At 54.9% G+C, this 19809-nt stretch carries 14 protein-coding genes; 8 read left to right on the top strand and 6 right to left on the bottom strand.

The genetic code is table 11. The features are described from left to right. Positions 1 to 83: 83 nt before the first annotated feature. The 5 genes from Dvar_RS42230 to Dvar_RS42210 are packed head-to-tail and all read right to left on the bottom strand — an operon-like array spanning position 84 to position 5188. Positions 84 to 1628, bottom strand: coding sequence for a class I adenylate-forming enzyme family protein (locus Dvar_RS42230; RefSeq protein WP_419659478.1), 1545 nt, complete (start codon positions 1626 to 1628; stop codon positions 84 to 86). A gap of 23 nt (positions 1629 to 1651) precedes the next feature. Then, positions 1652 to 2902: a 2-hydroxyacyl-CoA dehydratase subunit D gene (locus Dvar_RS42225; protein ID WP_419659477.1), complete on the bottom strand. Its 1251-nt coding sequence runs from the start codon at positions 2900 to 2902 to the stop codon at positions 1652 to 1654. Positions 2903 to 2907: 5 nt separating this feature from the next. Beyond that, a complete protein-coding gene (locus Dvar_RS42220; protein WP_419659476.1) occupies positions 2908 to 3717 on the bottom strand; it encodes an acyl-CoA dehydratase activase in 810 nt (269 codons plus the stop codon). Between the two features lie 48 nt (positions 3718 to 3765). Further along, complete coding sequence (locus Dvar_RS42215; RefSeq protein WP_419659475.1) at positions 3766 to 4725, bottom strand: ketopantoate reductase family protein; 960 nt, start codon at positions 4723 to 4725, stop codon at positions 3766 to 3768. 19 nt (positions 4726 to 4744) lie between these two features. Continuing rightward, positions 4745 to 5188, bottom strand: a complete 444-nt coding sequence (locus Dvar_RS42210; RefSeq protein WP_419659474.1) for an amino acid-binding protein — start codon at positions 5186 to 5188, stop codon at positions 4745 to 4747. A gap of 435 nt (positions 5189 to 5623) precedes the next feature. On the opposite strand from Dvar_RS42210, the gene Dvar_RS42205 reads away from it, so the two are divergent. Next, complete coding sequence (locus Dvar_RS42205; protein WP_419659473.1) at positions 5624 to 5728, top strand: symporter small accessory protein; 105 nt, start codon at positions 5624 to 5626, stop codon at positions 5726 to 5728. Between the two features lie 127 nt (positions 5729 to 5855). Then, on the top strand, positions 5856 to 7451 hold the full coding sequence (locus tag Dvar_RS42200) for a sodium:solute symporter family protein (protein WP_419659472.1): 1596 nt from the start codon (positions 5856 to 5858) through the stop codon (positions 7449 to 7451). An 88-nt stretch (positions 7452 to 7539) separates the two neighbouring features. Here the strand turns inward: Dvar_RS42200 and Dvar_RS42195 are convergent, their stop codons facing one another. Continuing rightward, positions 7540 to 8013, bottom strand: coding sequence for an Lrp/AsnC family transcriptional regulator (locus Dvar_RS42195; protein ID WP_419659471.1), 474 nt, complete (start codon positions 8011 to 8013; stop codon positions 7540 to 7542). Between the two features lie 262 nt (positions 8014 to 8275). On the opposite strand from Dvar_RS42195, the gene iorA reads away from it, so the two are divergent. From iorA to Dvar_RS42165, 6 genes are all read left to right on the top strand, one after another. Next, complete coding sequence (gene iorA / locus Dvar_RS42190) at positions 8276 to 10084, top strand: indolepyruvate ferredoxin oxidoreductase subunit alpha (protein ID WP_419659470.1); 1809 nt, start codon at positions 8276 to 8278, stop codon at positions 10082 to 10084. An 18-nt stretch (positions 10085 to 10102) separates the two neighbouring features. Then, positions 10103 to 10696, top strand: a complete 594-nt coding sequence (locus Dvar_RS42185) for an indolepyruvate oxidoreductase subunit beta (RefSeq protein ID WP_419659469.1) — start codon at positions 10103 to 10105, stop codon at positions 10694 to 10696. Positions 10697 to 10788: 92 nt separating this feature from the next. Further along, positions 10789 to 12168, top strand: a complete 1380-nt coding sequence (locus tag Dvar_RS42180; RefSeq protein WP_419659468.1) for a 2-dehydropantoate 2-reductase — start codon at positions 10789 to 10791, stop codon at positions 12166 to 12168. Positions 12169 to 12245: 77 nt separating this feature from the next. Beyond that, positions 12246 to 13838, top strand: coding sequence for an AMP-binding protein (locus tag Dvar_RS42175; protein WP_419659467.1), 1593 nt, complete (start codon positions 12246 to 12248; stop codon positions 13836 to 13838). A 589-nt stretch (positions 13839 to 14427) separates the two neighbouring features. Continuing rightward, positions 14428 to 17586 (top strand): HEAT repeat domain-containing protein, encoded by a 3159-nt coding sequence (locus tag Dvar_RS42170; protein WP_419659466.1) that lies wholly within the window; start codon positions 14428 to 14430, stop codon positions 17584 to 17586. Beyond that, entirely contained in the window at positions 17576 to 19225 is a 1650-nt protein-coding gene (locus tag Dvar_RS42165; RefSeq protein WP_419659465.1) for an SWIM zinc finger family protein, read from the top strand. Before Dvar_RS42170 ends, Dvar_RS42165 begins: the two co-directional genes overlap by 11 nt. Positions 19226 to 19809 lie beyond the last annotated feature (584 nt).

Here is a 19809-nt window from a genome sequence, read left to right as displayed (position 1 = left end):
CTTATAAAGATGAAATGCCCTCAATGATGCAATATCGCAGAGAACGTTTGCCTTTCTTGTCGGAGCCAATCCAAGGCATATATTCATTCGACATATCTTTCCTTAAGTTTGCGATGCAAGATCTTTCCCGTTGCCGTGCGCGGCATTTCGTCGCTTTTGATAAAGATCACCTCTTTGGGGCGTTTATAGCCGGCCAGCTTTTCCCGGCAGCAGGATTGAATATCTTCCTGGCTGACGCTGTGCTCATCCATGCCATCTTTGAGGGTGACCACGGCCACGATCTTTTCCCCCCATTTCTCATCGGGCAGGCCAATGCAGGCACAGTCAAACACGCATTCATGACTGCCCACCGCTTCTTCCACCTCGCTGGGATAGACGTTTTCTCCGCCGGTGATGATCATGTTGTCCTTGCGGTCGACGATATAGCAATAGCCATCTTCGTCTTTTTTACCCATATCGCCGGCGGAGAACCAGCCGTCCCTGAAAGCTGCGGCGGTCTTGTCCGGCAGTTTGTAGTACTCGTCGAACAGCATGGGCCCGCGCGAGAAAATTTCACCCACCTCACCGGTGGGGACCTCGTTGCCTTCACTGTCCAATATTTTAACAACATCGGTGCCCAGGGCCTCTCGTCCGATGGAGCCGGTTTTGGTCATCTGATCTTCAGGCTTGAGCACGGTCACACATCCGGCTTCGGTGGAGCCATAGCCTTCATAGAGCTCGGCGTTGGGGAAAAAGGTCATGATTTCCCGTTTCATTTTGCGCCGCACCGGTGCCGACGAGCAGAGCAGTTTGCGGATGGAGCTGACATCGCGGCGGCGGTCTTCCGCGTCCACGTTCAAGATCAGGTTGTAATGGGTCGGAATCAGGGAAATGAAAGTGATTTTCTCCGCTTCAACGATTCTCAAGAGTTCCGGCGCCCGGAAGGCCAGGGCCGGATGGACATAGACTGACCCGCCGATATACAGAAAAATAAAGGTATAGAAAGTCGAGTTGATATGGCACAGGGGCATGATGTTCAGGCAGTAGTCATGCTCGTTGAACCCCATTTCCAGGCCGTTGATCAGCCAGAAGGAGATGTGGGACGCATGGGAGCGGATTACCCCTTTGGGTTTGCCGGTGGTACCGGAGGTATAGATCAAAATCCATGTATCTTCGGGCTTTACAGCCACTTGCGGCTCGTCATCGGGCTGGCCTGCGATGAAGGATTCATACGCCACGTAGCCTTGGGCTTCATCGCCCACGACCACGTAATGATCGGCAGGGATGTTTCCAAGATCTTTCCTGATCGGGTCGATCACAGCGGCAAACTGGGCCTCTACGACCATGGCCTTGGCATCGGCGTTGTTCACGATATAATCCACTTCGGCGCCCACCAGCCGGAAATTAATCGGCACGATCACGATGCCGGTTTTGGCCGTAGCCAGATAGAGCTCGATGATTTCGATGCAGTTGTCCATGAACACGGCCACCTTGTCGCCTTTGGAAAGGCCCAGCCCCATAAGACCATGGGCCAGCTGATTGACGCGCCGATTGGTGTCGGCATAGGTGAAAGTTCGCCCTTCGTCCTTCAAGGCCAATTTATTTGCATACTTACGCGCATTGACCTTCAACTGTTGACCTAGATTCATCCAGTGCACCACGGTCTACCTCCTTATTTTCTCTCTTCGAGTTGTTCGATAAACGCTTCGATATTGGTTCGGGTCTGTTCATCTGACAGACAGCGCAGGTCGTTTAGGTCACCATCGATGATCACAAAAGGAATACCCGTCTTTGTCTGCAGGCGCTGCGGCAACCCGTACAAACAATTGGTGTTGTTGGGGCAGGTACGGGCATTGTGGTAGACCATGCCGTCACAGCCGAAAAACGCCAATTTGTTCTGGATGTAATTCTCTTTGTAGGCATCATCACGGGTGATGAACAGTTCGGTATAGGCGCGGGCCATGCTGCGGAACGGATCGGACGGGTCCAGGGCTGAGAAGATCCAGCTGCTGCAGTAGGTGGAGGCAATCACATTGGCGTTCAGCTCGGCAAACATCTTGGAATGCATGCCCAGCCGACCCCATACCGGCATGCCGTCCCAGTACAGACGGTGTTTTTCCTCGTCGACGAGAGCGCCCTCTCCGACAGCCACGCGAGATTCCAGTTCTTCCAGGAGCAGGCGGTAGACGTCCACGGCTTTTTGGGTGCCGCGGCCCACCACCGCAGGACCCATGAGGGTCGTGGCGTCGAAAAAGGTCAAGGGCGCGGGGCTGGTCGAGGCCGTGGCCAGGCATTTTTCCCATAGATCCGAGCATTCCCGGGACAATGCCACGGCAGACTTGAATACGTCCATGTCGAGCCGGCGGCCGGCCACCGCTTCCAGCGGGGCCACCAGGTTTTCGATCTGTGAGGCAATAGAATCGATGTGGGATTCGGTGATCTGGCCGACTGACCGATGGGATTGAATGCCGACCACCGGGACCTTGAACTGATCCCCATACCAGTTGAACCAATCCTGAACATCCCGGCACTGGTTGGTGTTGTACACCAGAATATCTGGTTCAGGGACGTGGCTGATTCCCTTGAAGGCCTTGGACAGCGGCGTCACGCCCTTGACAAAGGCCCCGATATCCGCCGTCAGGTACGAGCAGATCTCCGGTGAATATCCCATGGCATTGGCCGTGGGGATCAGATCGGTGGCCATGCGTGTGGTGCCCAGCATGGCCGAGTGGGTTTCGGGAAAGTAAATGTGGTATCCCATGCCGCGCAGCAGCTCGGCCGGTCCCACACTTGTGCACCAGGCGATCTTTTGCTTTCCGGATCGATCCGCTTCATCTAACTCGTAGTAGTACTCGGCCATGAAACGGGAGAGGTCCTTTGCAGCGTTAAGACGTTTTAATATCTGTTTTTTTTCTTGGGGCATGATTATTACTCGCTGTCTTTAATATCCTCGTTTCTCGCATAGAGGGCTGCACCAATGGCGCCGGCCAGCTGGGGAAACGGTGGGGTGTGGATCTTCCGGCCGATTTCTTCTTCAGCCAGATCGACCAGAAAGGGGTTATGGGCGACGACCCCTCCACTCATTACTACCATTTCCGTCAATGCGTCCATTTCCAGTACACGCCGAATAACCGAGACATAGAGCCCCTTAACGATATCCTGCACCTTTTTACCGTGGCGGATATATTCCAATACTTCAGTGGCGCTGAAAACGGTGCAGTAACTGCCGATGTTGATGGTTTCAGTGGATTGACGGGCCAGTGCATCCATTTCAGATAATGGAATATCCAGGCGGATTGACATCTCTTCCAAAAATGCGCCCGTGCCGGCCGCGCATTTGCGGTTCATCTTAAAGCTGATGCGTTTGCCGCCGTCGTCCAGTTTGATGATTTTATTGTCCTGCCCACCGATATCGATAACGGTGATGGCCTCCGGAAAGTAAAAATAGCAGCCTGAGGCATGGCAGCCGATCTCCGTGCGGTTACCGTTTGCATAGGTCACATTGTGACGGCCGTACCCCGTAGAGATGCTGCGAATCACCTGCTCTGGCCGACAATCGGCCATTCTTAGCGCAATGTTCAGACAGGTGTCTGCTGTGGCGGAAAAATCCACCCCCGATTTTTTCACGGCATGGCCGAGAAGTTTTCCGGCAGTATCGATCAGGGCCACTTTTGTATGTGAAGCGCCCACATCGACTCCGGCATAGATCGGCGTTTTAGCTGCAGGTGATGGGTTCATGGTTGCTGCCCTGGCGATAGATTATCCCCAACGTTGCAACATTGGGGGTTATTTTTTGGCTTCCATGCAGAATTCAATCCCCTTGATCAAGGATCGCATGGTGTTGTTATAAGGAGTCTGCACGCCGGCCCTTTTGCCGTATTCCACAAATTTGCCGTTGATATAATCGATTTCCGTTCGCCGGTTGGCCTCGATGTCCATCAGCATCGAGGGTTTGTGGCCGCCTGCGCTTTTAAGATATTCTACTGCATTCTGGTAGTAATCCCAGCCGAGAAGGATTTCATTGCCTCGCGCCACGGTCAGGCACTCTTTTAACAGGGCGTCGACCACGCCAAACGTCATCGGGTCGCCCATGGCCTGGGCCATGGTCAGACCGGTTGCCGCGCAGACCGGATTCATCGATGCGTTCATGATGGTCTTGCGCCACACCATGGGAACGATCCGGTCGGTGTGCTCTGTGTGCAGGCCGCAGCCGGTAAGGTCTTTTGCGATCTGAACGGCGACATCGCGGGTCGCGGGATCAAGCTCCTGAATATAGTGGGGCGGATGATGGAAGGGCATGGTGACGTGGGCCGGTCCGATGAGACCGCATCCCCAGTTGACCACCGCGCGCATGACCGGCTTCTTGCCGAGGACATTGGCAATTTCGAATTCCGTATCGATTCCGTTTTGCCAGCTGACGATGGCGATGCCTTCTTTGTAAATATCTCCCAAAGCCGATGAGATAAGCGGCAGCGCCTGGGCCTTGACGCAGATAAAAACGGCATCGGGTCCGGCGTCCATTAGATCTTCCATCTGGTTGCACGTATCGGGGATCTTTTGTTCGAGGGTTTCCGCCCCTTCGATAATGATTCCCCGCTCCCGTGCCGTATCGACCAGTTCGGGAACAATGTCGCATAGGGTTACCTTGTGGCCGCCTTGAGCAAGAAACGCGGCGACGATGCATCCCACTGGTCCGGCACCGATGATGCCATAATGTCGTGTCTGGTTTGATTTAAAATTGCTCATAAGTGCCCCTCAAGGTTGTTTATTCATGATCAGTGATATTGAAGGTCTTTGCATCCAGTATTTTGACGCCATGTTGCTGCAGTACATTGATGGCCTCGTCATTATCGGAAAAACGGAAAATCATGACTGCTTTTCCCTCCGACGTTCCGCCGATATAGGCATACATAAACTCGATGCGAATGCCGGATTGCATGAGTGGGAGCATGATGTTGGAAAGGCTGCCCGGTGTATCCTCGATCTCAGCCGCAATAACCTCATTGACATAGGCGGGAATATTCATCTCCATGAGAATTTTTCTCGCCTTGACCACTTCGGAGACCAACAGGCGAAGTTGACCGAAGGCGCCGGTGTCCACCAGGTTCATGGCCCGCAAATTGATGCCGGCATCACTCATGGCCCTAATTACCCGGAAAAGTCGGTTTGGAGAATTTTCGATGGAAACGACGATTTGTTTGAGTTTCATAACAACGCCTCTCTCATGGAGTTATTGATGAGTAAAATGGTTCCGAGCAAGTCGGTGTTGTCCTGAGAAGAGAAAATAAAAATTAATCAAAATAATATATTAACAAAATTAAATAAGGCCATTTTTAAAATCAACATAATAAAAATAAGCTATACGGTCAATATGTTTTTATGTAAATTTTGAGGCGCATTCATTTTTTTTGTCTGCCTGCTGGGCCGAGGTGTTTTCTGTGGCTGTCCTTTTCATTGTCACCATCCACGCTTGGCCTGCAGGGTGCAGGGAAAAAAGAATGGGCCATAATAAAATTAGTAAGATTTGCTCAAAAACAATCTAAAAATAAAAAAATATTTGACATTCAGCAAATATTATGATGCTTTTCTTTGAAATTCTCTAATATCTTATTTTTTTCATCCATACACAAACGGAGGGCAACAGATGTTTGGTTTAACAGACATATGGATTCTTCTTGCTTATGGTTTGTCCGGTGTCGGTACGATGATCTGCATTGTTTATGGTTTTTTGCGCTGGAACAAGGACTGAGGGGCCGGCCGGCAGGGCGGATTGCTTTAAGGGGACTTGAAAACGGGCGTCCCGACAGATCCCTAAACGCCGCATGGATTTGTCGGCGAATCGCATTCCATGGAAAGGTAAGGAGACCGAAAAAAAGATGAACTATCCGTTATTCAACACCATTCTCGTCATCTACATTGGACTCGTGGCATTTTTGGGGTATTTGGGATACAAACGGACAAAATCGGCCGGTGACTACCTGATCGGCGGCGGGGAAATCAATCCCTTTATCATGGCGCTTTCCTATGGTGCCGCGTTCATCAGCACATCCGCCATCATCGGTTTTGGTGGTGCGGCCGGTGCTTTTGGCATGGGGCTGTTATGGCTTACGGTCTTTAATATTTTTATCGGCATTTTCGTGGCGTTTATCTTTTTCGGGAAAAGGACCCGCCAGATGGGTCAGAATCTGAAAGCGGTCACTTTCCCCGACCTGTTAAGTAAACGGTATGAATCCCGTTTGATCCGGATTTTCACCAGTCTGGTGATCTTTTTCTTCATGCCCCTGTATGCCGGGGCAGTCCTTATCGGCGCAGCCAGATTTCTTGAAACTGCGCTTGGCCTGAGCTTTATGGTCGCACTGGTCATTTTTACTTTTGTTATCGCATTGTATGTCGTCACCGGCGGCATCAAGGGGGTCATGTACGCGGACGCCTTCCAGGGGAGCATCATGTTTTTGGGTATGTCTTTCCTGTTGATCTTGACTTACTATAAATTGGGTGGTGTAACCGAAGCACATTCAGCATTGGCAGACATGGCGACACAGGTTCCTGAAAAACTGCAGGCCATCGGTCACCAGGGGTGGGCCAAAATGCCCCAGACCGGATCCGAATTATGGTGGGTGGTGATCTCGACGCTTGTCCTCGGCGTCGGCATTGGAACCCTGGCCCAGCCGCAACTTGCCGTTAAATTCATGACAGTCAAGAGCGATACGTCACTCAACCGGGCCACGCTCGTGGGAGGCATCTTTATCTTTGCCATGACCGGTGTGGCATTTGTGGTCGGTTCGTTGTCCAACGTCTTTTTTTTAAAAACGGCGGGGAAGAATGCCCTGGAAATGGCAGGCGGGAATTTCGATAAAATTATACCGCTTTATATCACCAGCGCCACACCGCGCTGGTTTTCCTATATTTTTATGGTAACCTTGCTGGCTGCCGCCACATCCACCCTTTCCAGTCTTTTTCATGTCATGGGAACTTCTCTTGGAAAAGACCTGTACGAAAGCACATTTTACAGGAGCCGATCGACTTCCAAACAACGTACGATCCTGTTTGTTCGCATCGGTATCGTCGTCGGAATTATCTTCAGTTTATTCCTGGGATATAATCTGCCCATCAACATTGTGGCCCGGGCCACGGCGATGTTTTTCGGTATTGCCGCGGCGACCTTTCTGCCCATGTTTGTATTGGGGCTGTATTGGAAATCGGTCACCCGGGCGGGAGCCATCGCAGGAATGTTTTTCGGTGCCTTCAGTTCGCTTTTCTGGCTTTTCTTCATCCATAAAAAGGAGGCTGTGGCCTTGGGCTTCAGTCAGGCAATTTTCGGGAAACCCTATTTGATTGATTCTTTTCCCTGGATGGTGGTGGACCCGATTCTCGTTGCGCTTCCCATCGCCTTTGTTGTCACGGTCGCTGTCAGCCTGTTTACGGCGAAATCGGAGGCATCCCACCTCGACCGGTGCTTTGCACAGCGATAACACACAATGCGTACATCCATCCGAATGGCGACTTTTTACAGATTCATCAACGCTTGCGGAGCCTAAGATGATGGCGGTGACGGGCTGCTCAGGATTTGCTCAGTTTGACAGGCAGGCTATTGGAATGTTTGATGGTATTGAGGACAAAGGACGATTTGAAGTTTTGAATGCCCGGTATGCCGGCAAGCTTTTTCATGGCGAACTCCGAATAGCTTTTGATATTTTCCAAAACGACCTTGAGGATAAAATCATCTTCCCCGGTGACCTGATGGCATTCCAGAACTTCGTCCAGCGCCAGCAGTTTTTCCCGGAACCGGTCGATGGATTCGAGCTCATGGGCCGCCAGGGAGATGGACACGATGGCCATGACTTCGAGACCGATTTTTTCGCGGTCCAGGACCGCCGTATAATTGGTAATTATGCCAGCCGTTTCCAGACGGCGGACACGTTCCAGCATGGCCGGTGGTGAAATGCCGATGGTGGCGGCAAGTTTGGCATTGGTGATGCGGCCGTCATTTTGCAATATCTCGAGGATCTTCTTGTCTGTTTCGTCAATTTTCATCGGAGTTGTCCTTGGTAAAGGAAAAAACTTCTGATTTCAATGAGTTGGGCGAATCCATGCGGCCGCCTTGGCATTGAATTGAATATCGAAAATTTAAGAAATTTTGCTTATTTAGTCAATATCTTTATTAAATAAGTTATATATTGACATAAAAAAAATATTATGCTGTTAATAAATAAATTTGATTAATTATTAATTCTTAGGTCCTATCCAGCCGGGCGAGCAATTCGCTCCAATCGATTGAGTCACGGGAGAACCCATTATGAACAAACATATCCTATCAGGTAACGAGGCGGTCGCCCTTGGCGCCTTTCAGGCCGGGGTCAAGGTGGCCAGTGCCTATCCAGGCACGCCGAGCACGGAAATTTTGCAGAATTTTGCCACCTACGACGGTGTTTACGCCGAGTGGGCGCCCAACGAAAAGGTGGCCCTGGAGGTGGCCATTGGGTCAGCCATGACCGGCGTGCGCACCCTGTTCACCACCAAACACGTGGGACTCAATGTGGCCGCCGATCCATTGATGACCCTGGCCTACACCGGCATCCCCGGTGGATTGCTGATGGTGTGCGCCGATGATCCAGGCATGCACAGCAGCCAGAACGAGCAGGACAACCGCTTTTACGCGCGGTTCGCCAAAATCCCCATGCTGGAGCCCAGCGACAGCCAGGAGGCCAAGGATATGGTGGAGGCCGGTTTGTTGCTTTCCGAGAAGTACGATACGCCGGCCCTGCTGCGCATGACCACCCGGGTCTGCCATGCCAAGGGTATCGTTGGGATGGATTCGCAAAGCCAGGCAGAGGTCCCGACGGCCGAGGGTTTTAAACGGGATCTGAAGAAATTCGTTATGATTCCGGCCTTTGCCAAGCTGCGACATCCCCTGGTGCTCGAACGGGAAGAAAAATTGAAGGCGGTCTCCGAGACAAGTCCCTTTAACCGCATGGAAATGAACGATCCGCGGATCGGGGTCATCACCAGCGGCATTTCCTACCAGTATGTCAAGGAGATCATGCCCGAGGCGTCGGTGCTCAAACTGGGGATGACCTTTCCGCTGCCGATCGGGATGATTCGGGAATTTGCCGCCAAGGTCGAGCGGCTTTTTGTGGTGGAGGAACTCGAACCGTATATCGAAGACGAAATCCGTATCCTGGGATTGCCCGTGGAGGGTAAAGCCTTTTTCTCTCGGTTGGACGAACTCTCCCCGGACGCCGTGGCCGCGGGATTTGACAAGGCCGGCGTGCTGCCCTTTGATCTGCCGACGGCCGGGGAAAAGGCCCCGGGCGGTGAGATGCCCCGGCCGCCGCTGCTGTGTGCCGGATGCCCGCACCGGGGGCTGTTCTATGCGCTCAACAAGATGAAAGCCATCGTACACAGCGATATCGGTTGCTACACCTTGAGCGTGCTGCCGCCGCTGCAAAGCATCGATAGTACCCTTTGCATGGGGGCCAGCATCAGCATGGCCCATGGCACGGCCAAGGCCATGGCCCAGGCCGGCATCGACGACAAGCGCCCGGTGTTTGCCGCCATCGGTGATTCAACCTTCTTTCATTCGGGGATTACCAGCTTGTTGGATGTGATCTACAACAAGGGCAATGTGAATGTGATCATTATGGACAACCGCATCACGGCCATGACCGGGGGGCAGCAGAATCCCGGCACCGGCAAGACACTGCAGATGGAAGAGACCAATGCCGTGGACATCATCACGCTGGTCAAGGGGCTGGGGTGCTCGCGAGCCCGGGAAATCGATCCCTTTGACCTGGAAGGCACAATCGCGGCACTCAAGGAAGAGATCGATCATGACGGCCCCTCCGTCCTGGTCACCAAACGTCCCTGCATCCAGCTGTTCCGCCAGGATCCCAAAGCCGTGCGCGTGGTGGATACGGATGCCTGCATCGGCTGTAAAATGTGCCTGAAACTGGGCTGTCCGTCCATTTCCCAGGGCGATATCATCCCCGATGAAGAGGGCAAGAAGGAGCGGCGCTACGCCTATATCGATGCCGCCACCTGTTACGGTTGCGCCCTTTGCGAACAGGTCTGCAAACAGAACGCCATCAGCATAGTGGCCGGATAATAAAAAGACAGGAGACGAATGATGAATCGCGATGATAAAAAGACAACCAACGTGCTGGTGGTCGGCACCGGCGGTCAGGGGGTGATCACGGCCAGCGAGATTCTGTCGGACGTGGCCATGATCAGCGGGTTTGACGCGAAAAAGAGCGAGATTCACGGCATGTCCCAGCGCGGTGGGGTGGTGACCAGCCATGTGCGCTACAGCGAGAAGGTGTATTCACCCATGATTATGGAAGGTGAGGCCGATATCATGCTTTCATTTGAACTGGCTGAAACGGTTCGCTGGCTGCATTACGTAAAACCTGGCGGGCGGGTCATCACCAGTAGCCAGCGGATCATTCCCCCGGCCGTGTACGCGGGCATGGGCAGCTATCCGGAAGATGCGGAACAGGTGATCAAGCAGCGGGCTGAAAATCCGATCGTGGTGGACGCGTTGCCCATGGCGATCAAGTTGGGTAATCCCAGGCTGGTGAACACCATCTTGCTGGGCGTCGCTTCGACCCTCTTGGACCTGTCCGTGGACAGTTGGAAATCCGTGATCGCCGACCGGGTGCCGCCCAAGTTCAAGGACTTGAACCTGGTGGCCTTTGATCAAGGACGCAAGGTTACCTGAGGGTTTTCCTTAAAAGGCCCAATTGGCATGCAACGAAAATTGTTTATGCCTATCTGTTTGTCCCATGACCACAACAGCCAAAGAGGAGCGCCATGGAAATCGCCATCGTTGGAGCCGGGGTTCTGGGATCCATCTTCGGTAGTCTTTTTGCGGGAAAAGGGTTTTCGGTCACCCTGATCGAAGTACTCACTGAACGGGTGCATCTGATTGAAAGGGAAGGCCTGTGGATGCAGTGGCCGGATGGAAGTCGTACTCATGAGCAGATCTCCATCACATCGGATGTCAACACCGTGGGGATCAAGGATGTGGTGATGATCGCGGTCAAGGGGTATCACACCGCCTCGGCCATTCAAAGCGCATTGCCCATGATCGGCGAAGAGACCACGGTCCTGTCGGTTCAAAACGGCCTGGGAAATCTCGAGGTCATCGCCGGGGCCGTGGGGCCGGAGCGGGTGGTGGGCGGCATTACGGCCCATTCGGGCATGCCGGTGAGCATGAACGAGGTCCGGTATGTGGGCGGCCTGGGGCCCTTGCTGGTCATTGGCCCCTATGACGGCGTGGTGCGCCCCGGCTTTGAGCGGATGGTCGCAACGTTTCAGGGGGCCGGTCTGGACGTGCATACCACAGCGGACATCAACAGCGTGATCTGGAAAAAACTGATCGCCAACGTGTCCACCAATGTGGTTGCCGCCCTGACCGGTCTGACCGGCGGCACGGCAGTGGAGCACCAGGCGTCGGTGAAGATTATCGAGGCCCTGAGCCGGGAACTGGCCCAGGTGGCCCGCGCCAAGGGCATCGACTTTCCCGAACTGGCCGATCCACTGGCCTTTTCCCTCAAGGCTTTTGCTTCCACCAAGGACAACAAGGTGTCCATGCTTCAGGATGTGGAGGCCGGGCGTCCCACGGAGATTGGCAATCTCAATGAGGTGATCGTCGCTGAAGGAAAACGGTTTAACATTCCCACGCCATACAACGAGGCGGTATCCTGGCTGACCCGCGGGGTTGAGGAGCGTAATCGCCAGAAGCTTTCGGTGGTCGAATCGGCCTATGAGCCGGATGCCGTGCGTGACGCCATCAAGGACGAGGACTTGGACGCCCTGCGCCAGGCTCTGGAAACGTCCCCCCTGGCCAGAGCACTGTCGATTCATTTTACCGAATTCGAGCCCGGTCGGGCTACGGCCAAGCTGCCCGGTACGTCGCAACTGCCCAATTTTCTCGGCTACACCCACACCGGCGCCCTGTTTACCCTGGCGGAGCAGACCATGGCCGCCGTGGCCAACTCTTTAGGTCATGTGGGGCTGCCGCTCAATTGCGATATCGAAATTATGCATGCCGCGGACCCGGAAAAGGATGTGATCGCCACGGCCCGGGTCATCGACACCCAGGGCCGCATTGCCCGGGTGCAGGTGGAGTTGACTCAAGAAGACCAGCCGGTAATGAAAGTGTCGGAAATGGTGTTCTTACGAAAGTGACAACTTCGCAAATATACAGCTATGATGAACTCCTAAAAGTCGCCATTCAGACGGATTTGTAAAAATAGGGTGAAAAAATGCCGATTACTGACATATTATCCAAGAACGCAGCGCGTTACGGCAAGGACATTGCCCTGGTCGAAAGAGACCCCGCCGACGATAGCCGGCGAGAAATCACCTGGGCTGAATTTGACCGGCAGGCCAACCAGATTGCCCAGGCACTGATACAAAAGGGCATCCAGAAGGATGACAAGGTCGTTTTGCTGCTGATGAACTGCCTCGAGTGGCTGCCCATTTACTTCGGCATCCTGCGCACCGGGGCCTGGGTTGTCCCCTTGAACTTCCGCTTCAATGCCGATGATATTCAGTACTGCACGCACCTGGCCGAAGCCAAGGCCATGTTTTTCGGCGACATTTTCATTGACCGCATCAATACGATCAAAACCGTCCTCGATCAAACCATCCGGACATATATTTTCGTTGGGCCGGAGACCATGCGTCCGGATTACACCGATGCCTATATAGACTTTCTTGGCAGCGGCGCGCCCACTGACCCGGGTGTTCAAATCGACAGCGCCGACAGTGCCGGTCTTTATTTTACTTCCGGCACGACGGGGCGCCCCAAAGGCGTTCACCTGACCCATGCGAATCTTGAATTTGCCTGTCATGTGGAAAACCAGCACCACGGGCAGACCCGTGAGGATACCTTTCTCTGTATTCCGCCCCTTTATCACACCGGCGCCAAGATGCACTGGTTCGGCAATTTTCTGGTGGGGGCCAGGGCGGTTATTCTCAAAAGCATTGATCCTTTGCATATTATTGAGGCTGTCTCCGAAGAAAAGGCCACCATTGTCTGGCTTCTGGTGCCCTGGGCCCATGACATTCTGATTGCCATCGAAGACAAAAAGATTCAATTGGAAAATTATGATCTGGATCAGTGGCGGTTGATGCATATCGGCGCCCAACCCGTGCCGCCGGCGCTGATCAAGAAGTGGAAGGCGACATTTCCGCATCATGCCTACGACACCAATTACGGACTGACCGAATGCACCGGTCCGGGTTGTGTGCATTTGGGGATCGAAAACACCCATAAGGTCGGTGCCATCGGCGTTCCCGGATACGAATGGGAATGCATGATCATCGATTTCAACACGTGGCTCACCGAACACAAACTGGCACCGGCACAGCCTGGGACCAGCGGTGAACTGGCCGTCAAGGGCGCTGGCGTGATGAAGGAGTACTACAAAAATCCCGAGGCCACGGCCGAAACGCTAACGGACGGCTGGCTGCTGACCGGCGACATCGCCCGCCAGGATGAGGACGGGTTCATCTGGCTGGTGGATCGTGCCAAAGACGTGATCATCACCGGTGGTGAGAATATTTTCCCCGTGGAGATCGAAAGCTTTATCATGGGGCATCCCAAGGTGCAGGACGCTGCCGTGATCGGATATCCGGACGAGCGTTTAGGAGAAATTGCCTTGGCCGTAATAAAGGTCAAGCCGTCGCAGACCATGACCGAAGCTGAATTCATGACCTTTTGTGAGGGCTTGCCCCGCTACACCCGGCCGCGCAAGGTCATTTTTGCCGATGTTCCGCGCAGCCCGACAGGAAAGATTGAAAAACCGAAACTGAGGAAGAGGTATACCGGTCAGGCCGGTATCCTGGGTTAGGGCCTGTTTGATAAATCCGTCTAAGGCTCGCTAGCGGCCTTGAAAAGTGTTTCAAAATGCTCACATATTACATATATGCTCCGCTTTTGAGCCACTTTCCGCCTTGTTATCGAGCCTGATCCAGACTTCTCAAACAGGCTCTTCGTGCCCATCCATAGAAGTAGTTATTCCAGCCTATTTCGTCATCGTCATCGTCATCGATCTTTTACCTTTCGATTACGACAACGATTACCGCTACGCGTCGCTCCCCTGACAACGACAACGATTTCACCTGTGTCAGCCGAACAGTCTGCTTGATGGCTGACGGCGATAATGCTATGCAAACAGGATAACACCCGCAGGCATGGATACACGCTGCTTAGGGCTCGCGCAAAGATAACTTTACATTTTCAGCGCCCATCCATCCCGCTCAGCGGCGTTGCGAAAACACGGAATATGCCTGATATTCCTTTGTCTTCGCGCCTTGCTGAGCGGGCGCCTGAACACTGACAATTTGTGAATTTATTTTTGCGCGAACCCTTAGCGACGAACGCCATCGAATCTTGCACCGGATGAACCGTTTCCAATCATTGATCGCAAAAGGACACGCATGCAACAGGTTCGCAAAGCGAGACTTTATTTCAAAGAAGGTGGGGCTGACAAGGTTTATGAAGTGGAGTTGCTGCGCTTCTCCAAGGACCGGTATGTGGTTAATTTTCGTTATGGCAGGCGTGGCGGCCGGCTGCGCGAAGGCACGAAGACATTGACGCCGGTGGACCGGCAAAAGGCTGACGCGATTTTCGACAGCGTCGTGGTGTCCAAGAGAAACAAAGGCTACAGGGACAGCGACCACCAACCGAAAGCCGCGGCCCCATCGGATGCCGCCGGGCCCGGCCCGTCCATTGAGGCTGCACTGATCAAGCGTTTCCAGAATGCGCTGCACAGCAACAATCCCAGGCAGCTCAGGCGGGCGGTCTGGCGGATCGGCGAGCTGGCCGTCAAATCAGCCGTGCCTGACCTGGCGGGCCTGATTCCGGCCCGCGACGAATTGCTCAATTATTGCGTGGCATGGGCGTTGGGACGCTGTGCCGACCCCCGGGCCTATCCGGCGCTTGATATACTGGTCACCATCACAGGCGCCGAGGCCGTTAAGCGGATGGCGCAGGAAGCGCTGCTGACCGAGGCGGGCGGGACCGGAAGCCGCGGCATCGCCGACAAACTGATCGAAACCATGCCGCCGCCGGTCCAGGCAGCCCTGGCCGCCGAGGACTTAAATCAGCTGGCCGCGGCCGCAGCCGGCACAATATTCAAGGGCGGGCCGGAAGGCATGCATCTTCTCGAAACCCTATACCGGGTGTCGGCGGCCATTCCTTTGGCGCGGGCGTTCATCCTGCCCACACTGGCCGAAATTCCGGTCGAACCCGGTTACTTCAAGGCGATCCGCTACATCTACAAAGCCGCTGAATTCCGTTTTGATGCCGAAGTCGTCGGTCTGCTGGCCCGGCGGTTTGAAACGGAAAAGGCCTGGTTTTACCTGTCCAATTGGAGCCGCCAGTATGTCACGCTGCCAAGCACCTGGGAATACGTCAAGCTGAAAGAGGAAATCGTCAGACCCGACAGCCGGCTGGCCTACTCCAGCCGCACCCGTAATTACCTGCGCAGGCGTGCCTGGCGGATGCTTCGCCGGCTGGGCGACGCGGCCAATCCGCAGTACGTGGATATGGCTGTGGGGATGCTGCTGGCCTTTACCGACGCACATGCCGTCCCACCCAAAAAAACGACCCATTACAGCTGGCAACAGGGCGCCGACGGCCGGTGGCAGTCGGTTCCTGTGGCAACGCGGGAGTACGGTCCCTATGGCGGGTGCGTCGCCTTTAATCATATTCTGCGCGCCCATGATCCCGGCTGTCAGTTGTCTCCCAACGGGCTGAGCTGGTTGCGTGTTGCCGGGCCGTCTTCAGTTACCGACACCGAGCCGCCCCCCCGCTACGAGGTATTTCCCGAGCTATGGGACAAACGGCCGGACGCCCTGTGGACGCTGATTGCCCAGAGCCGGTGCGAACCGGTGCATGGATTTGCAGCCCGGGCGTTGATGGACCAGGTGGATTTCTGCCGTAAGCTCACCACCCAAAAGATCCAGATGCTGCTGTCCAGCCCCTATACAGTCACCATTCTGCTGGGCCTGTCCCTGTCCAAAGACCGGTACGACCCGTCCGCTCCGGATGTCGATTTGATCCAGGCCCTGTTGGCCGCGGATCTGGATGACGCCCGGCAGATCGCCCGCGGGTGGGTGGAAGACCAGCCCGATTTGCTTGTAAAGACCCCGGGACTGATGGCCTTTATTCTGACTTGCGGCCATGCCGACGTGCGGCAGTGGGGGCACACCCTCATTGCGCGGGTGGCATTTGACGATGCAGATATTGAAATGCTGATCGCCCGGCTGGTGGCCTTTTTGCTGGGCCTGGACGATCGGCCCGATTTCCACGACGCCATCATTGCGGACATTGCTTCGGTCATGCTCGGGGGGTGGGCCAAGCCCTGCCAACGGATGGATGTCGGGATTATCGCCGATCTGTTGTACCATCCACTCACCGCGCTCAAGGCTCTGGCGGGCCGGCTGCTGCTCAATCACCACACCTCGCCGGACCAGCTGCCGCCGGCGCTGATTCGCGCGTTGATCGAGGCCGAGTCCTCCCAGGTCCGGGGAATCGGCGTGCAGCTTTTCTCCGGGTTGCCCGACGCCATGCTGCTGGGCCATGCCGATCTGATCCACGCCTTTTGCATTGCCGACGACGTGGATGTGCGACGGGCCGCCCACCCCATGGTCAAACGCCTTGCCCAGGCCGATCACGTCTTTGGTCGCGACCTTTTCGACCGGCTCTTTCCGGCTGTTTTCCGCAAAGCCCCGTCACCTGAGTTCAGAGACGATTTGGTGGCATTGCTCTCTGACGCCCTGGCCGGGCAGGCGGCAGAGCTGGATGCGGGTACGATCTGGCGTTTGTTGCAGGCCCGGGCACGCGGGGCCGGGCAGCTCGGCGCCGCGTTGCTGGCCAAGGCCAAACCACAGATCCTCTCCATCCGCCAGTGGGCGCGCCTGGGAAATCACGCGCTGCTGGCGGTCCGGCAGTGGGGCTGGCAGGCCTATGCGGATCACCCATCTGACATTGCCGGCAACATGACCGACGGCCTGAGAATTCTGGACAGCGATTGGGACGACACGCGGGCCTTTGCCATCGATTATTTCAAAAACCGATTCGACGCCGCCCACTGGACGCCCACCCTTCTGGTGAGCATTTGCGATAGCGTCCGCGACGATGTGCAACAGTTCGGCCGTGAGTTGATCACCACGTTTTTCGATTCCACCCACGGCGTCGACTATCTTCTGAAACTCAGCCAGCACCCGTCCATTGACGTTCAGCTATTTGCCTCCAATTTCCTTGAGGACTACGCCCATGGAGACCTGGCGCGTATCGAGCAGTTGACCCCCTATTTTCTGACGGTTTTGTCCCAGGTCAATTGCGGCCGGATCGCCAAGGCCCGCATCTTTGACCTGCTCGACCGGCTGGCCGTTGAATCGGCCGAGGCGGCGGCCCGGGTGGCCCCGGTCTTAAACCGCGTCTCGGCCACCATGGCCATCGGCGACCGGGGGCGCTGTGTTCAGATCCTAAATGCCATCAACCGGCGGTATCCAATGGTTGCCACGCACCTGACCCCCATCGCTGTGCAGCGCCGGCCGATCAAAACCGGAAAGGCCCGTCATGCAGTTTAACTACCGCTACTATGGCAGCAGCCAGATTTCCAGCAGTGCGGCAGCCACGGCCATGCATTTTGCACCGGACACGTTTCGTGATCCCACCTTTTTCGTGGCTGACCTGGACAACCACATCCCGTTTCGCGAAGCCATGGGGGCCCTTCATCAGGTGGTCGTATCCGATCTCCGTTTCACGCCCAAGGACCGTGAGGATTACCAGGCATGGCTGAAAGAAAGTGAAGCCGAACTGCTTGCCGGCTTCATGGCCCGAAAGGACACACTCAAAGAGAAAATCGATGCGCGGGGCAGCGAGCTCAAGGAGCTGCGAGATCAGAGCGCCGAGATCATGGCGCCGTTTTACAAGGCCCGCAGCTGCTATTTCAGGTACCTTTATACCCACGACAACAACGCCTGGCTGGTACTGGATCCTGTGATCAGTGTTCATCCCGACGAGCTTTTTTTTGAATGTTTCAGTCTGGATGAATCGAGCTACGGCCGTTTGAGCTGCTCGCTCAATGTTTTCAAGAACATTGAGCAATTCGCCTGCGGCACCACCAATATCGACTACTCCGACGGCCTGTATGCGGAATTTCAGAAAATTCGCGATTACAAGAAAACCCGCTTTCAAATCGATCCAGACGGCTTTGAAGTGGCCACCACCCATGAAGAGGCCTTTACCGAGAATAAGATCGATTTGCCCGAAAGCTGGGTCAGAGGGTTTTTGCAGGTCAGTGCGGCCATGAACCTGCCTATAAAGACCATCGCCCTGCATCCCATGGATATCCACAATTTCTGCTTTGTGCTGCGCCGGCGCAAGGAGAAAAAAGGCCCGCGGTCCATGCGCTTCTTGCTTGAGCCCGGGCAGCCGGTACGGGTGTTCTTCGAGCCCTGGAATATCGAAATTGTCTGTCCACGCGCATCCTATCAGGGGGCCACCCGGGAGGAAATCCGCGTCTGGGGTCGCCGCCGGATTCATATTCTGGAGCGTCTGATTCCCATTGCCAGGCGATTCGAGCTGCATCTGCTGGGGACGGGAATGCCCTCATTTTTTGTGGCTCACATGGACGACATGACATTTACCCTGGGCCTTTCCGGCTGGACCGCCAACGACTGGTCGCGCATCGGCAATTTCGATCTGATGGCCCCGCGCGCCCAGGTGGACGACATCACCAAGGGCCGCGTGTTCCAGGCCCTGAAAAAAACGTGGTTCGCCTCGGCCGATACCCTGGCCCGGGACCTGGCGCTGGACCGCAGCCAGGTGTTGGGGGCCCTGGCGCTTTTTACCCAGTCCGGACGGGTCATGTTTGATATCAACAAGAAGGTTTTTCGGTTAAGGGAACTCAGCCGGGAGCCATTGCCCTTGGGGCAATTGCGTTACGCCAGTCAGCGTGAGGCCAATGCCGACCGATTTGTGCAGGCCAATCTGGTGACGGTCACCCAAAAAGATATGCAGGCAGACCGGCTGAGCCTTGCCGGGACCGTCCTGGACGATGCTGTTACCTACACACCGAGCATTACCATCGATGCCGATCAGCGATTGGTCCAGGGGCACTGCACCTGCCATTTTTTCGTCCACAACAAATTATTCAAAGGCCCGTGTGAGCACATGCTGGCGCTTCGCATACAGCATCACATGGACCGATCAACGGATAGGTGAGGACAAATGCATGTAACTCAAGTTTATCAGGATCGCTTTCGCTATCGAAATCGCTATCGGGATCGATTATCAATCGTAATCACACAGGACTTGCCCAGCAGCGGATATTTTTGATAAGAACGGTTGACAATACGCACCGAAGCGGCAACGCAAAAGGCCACGATCTTGCAATCCGGACGGTGGATCGCCGTCCATGCAAAAAGCAATGACATGCATCACTGGTCAGCTCTTGACTGGGCGGGATACCGCCTACTGTCGCTATTGCGGTACGGCTTTCGAAAAGCCAATGAGCGACAGTAGGCGTATCCCGCTTCGAGTTGAGCTGCCCAGTCCTGAGTTTTCTGCGAAGACGGCCCCCTGCGTTGCCGCTTCTTCTTTTCCCTATTGACGGATTCGTAAAAAGCCCGATATCGGCGTTACGCTTCACCCTTCGTCACTGCGGAGTACTCTATGTACGCTGCCTTCGGCACCCGCGATAGCGGTATTCCTCAGGATTCGCAAGCCTTGATCTCGGGCTTTTTACGAATCCGTCCGAACGGTGACTTTTTACGAGTTCATCATTGTTACCTATTTTAGGTTTTCTT

The sequence above is a fragment of the Desulfosarcina variabilis str. Montpellier genome (assembly GCF_048565275.1).
Lineage (GTDB): Bacteria > Desulfobacterota > Desulfobacteria > Desulfobacterales > Desulfosarcinaceae > Desulfosarcina > Desulfosarcina variabilis.
The sequence above is the reverse complement of the archived record's forward strand: the minus strand, read 5'-3'. Positions and strand labels throughout refer to the sequence as shown.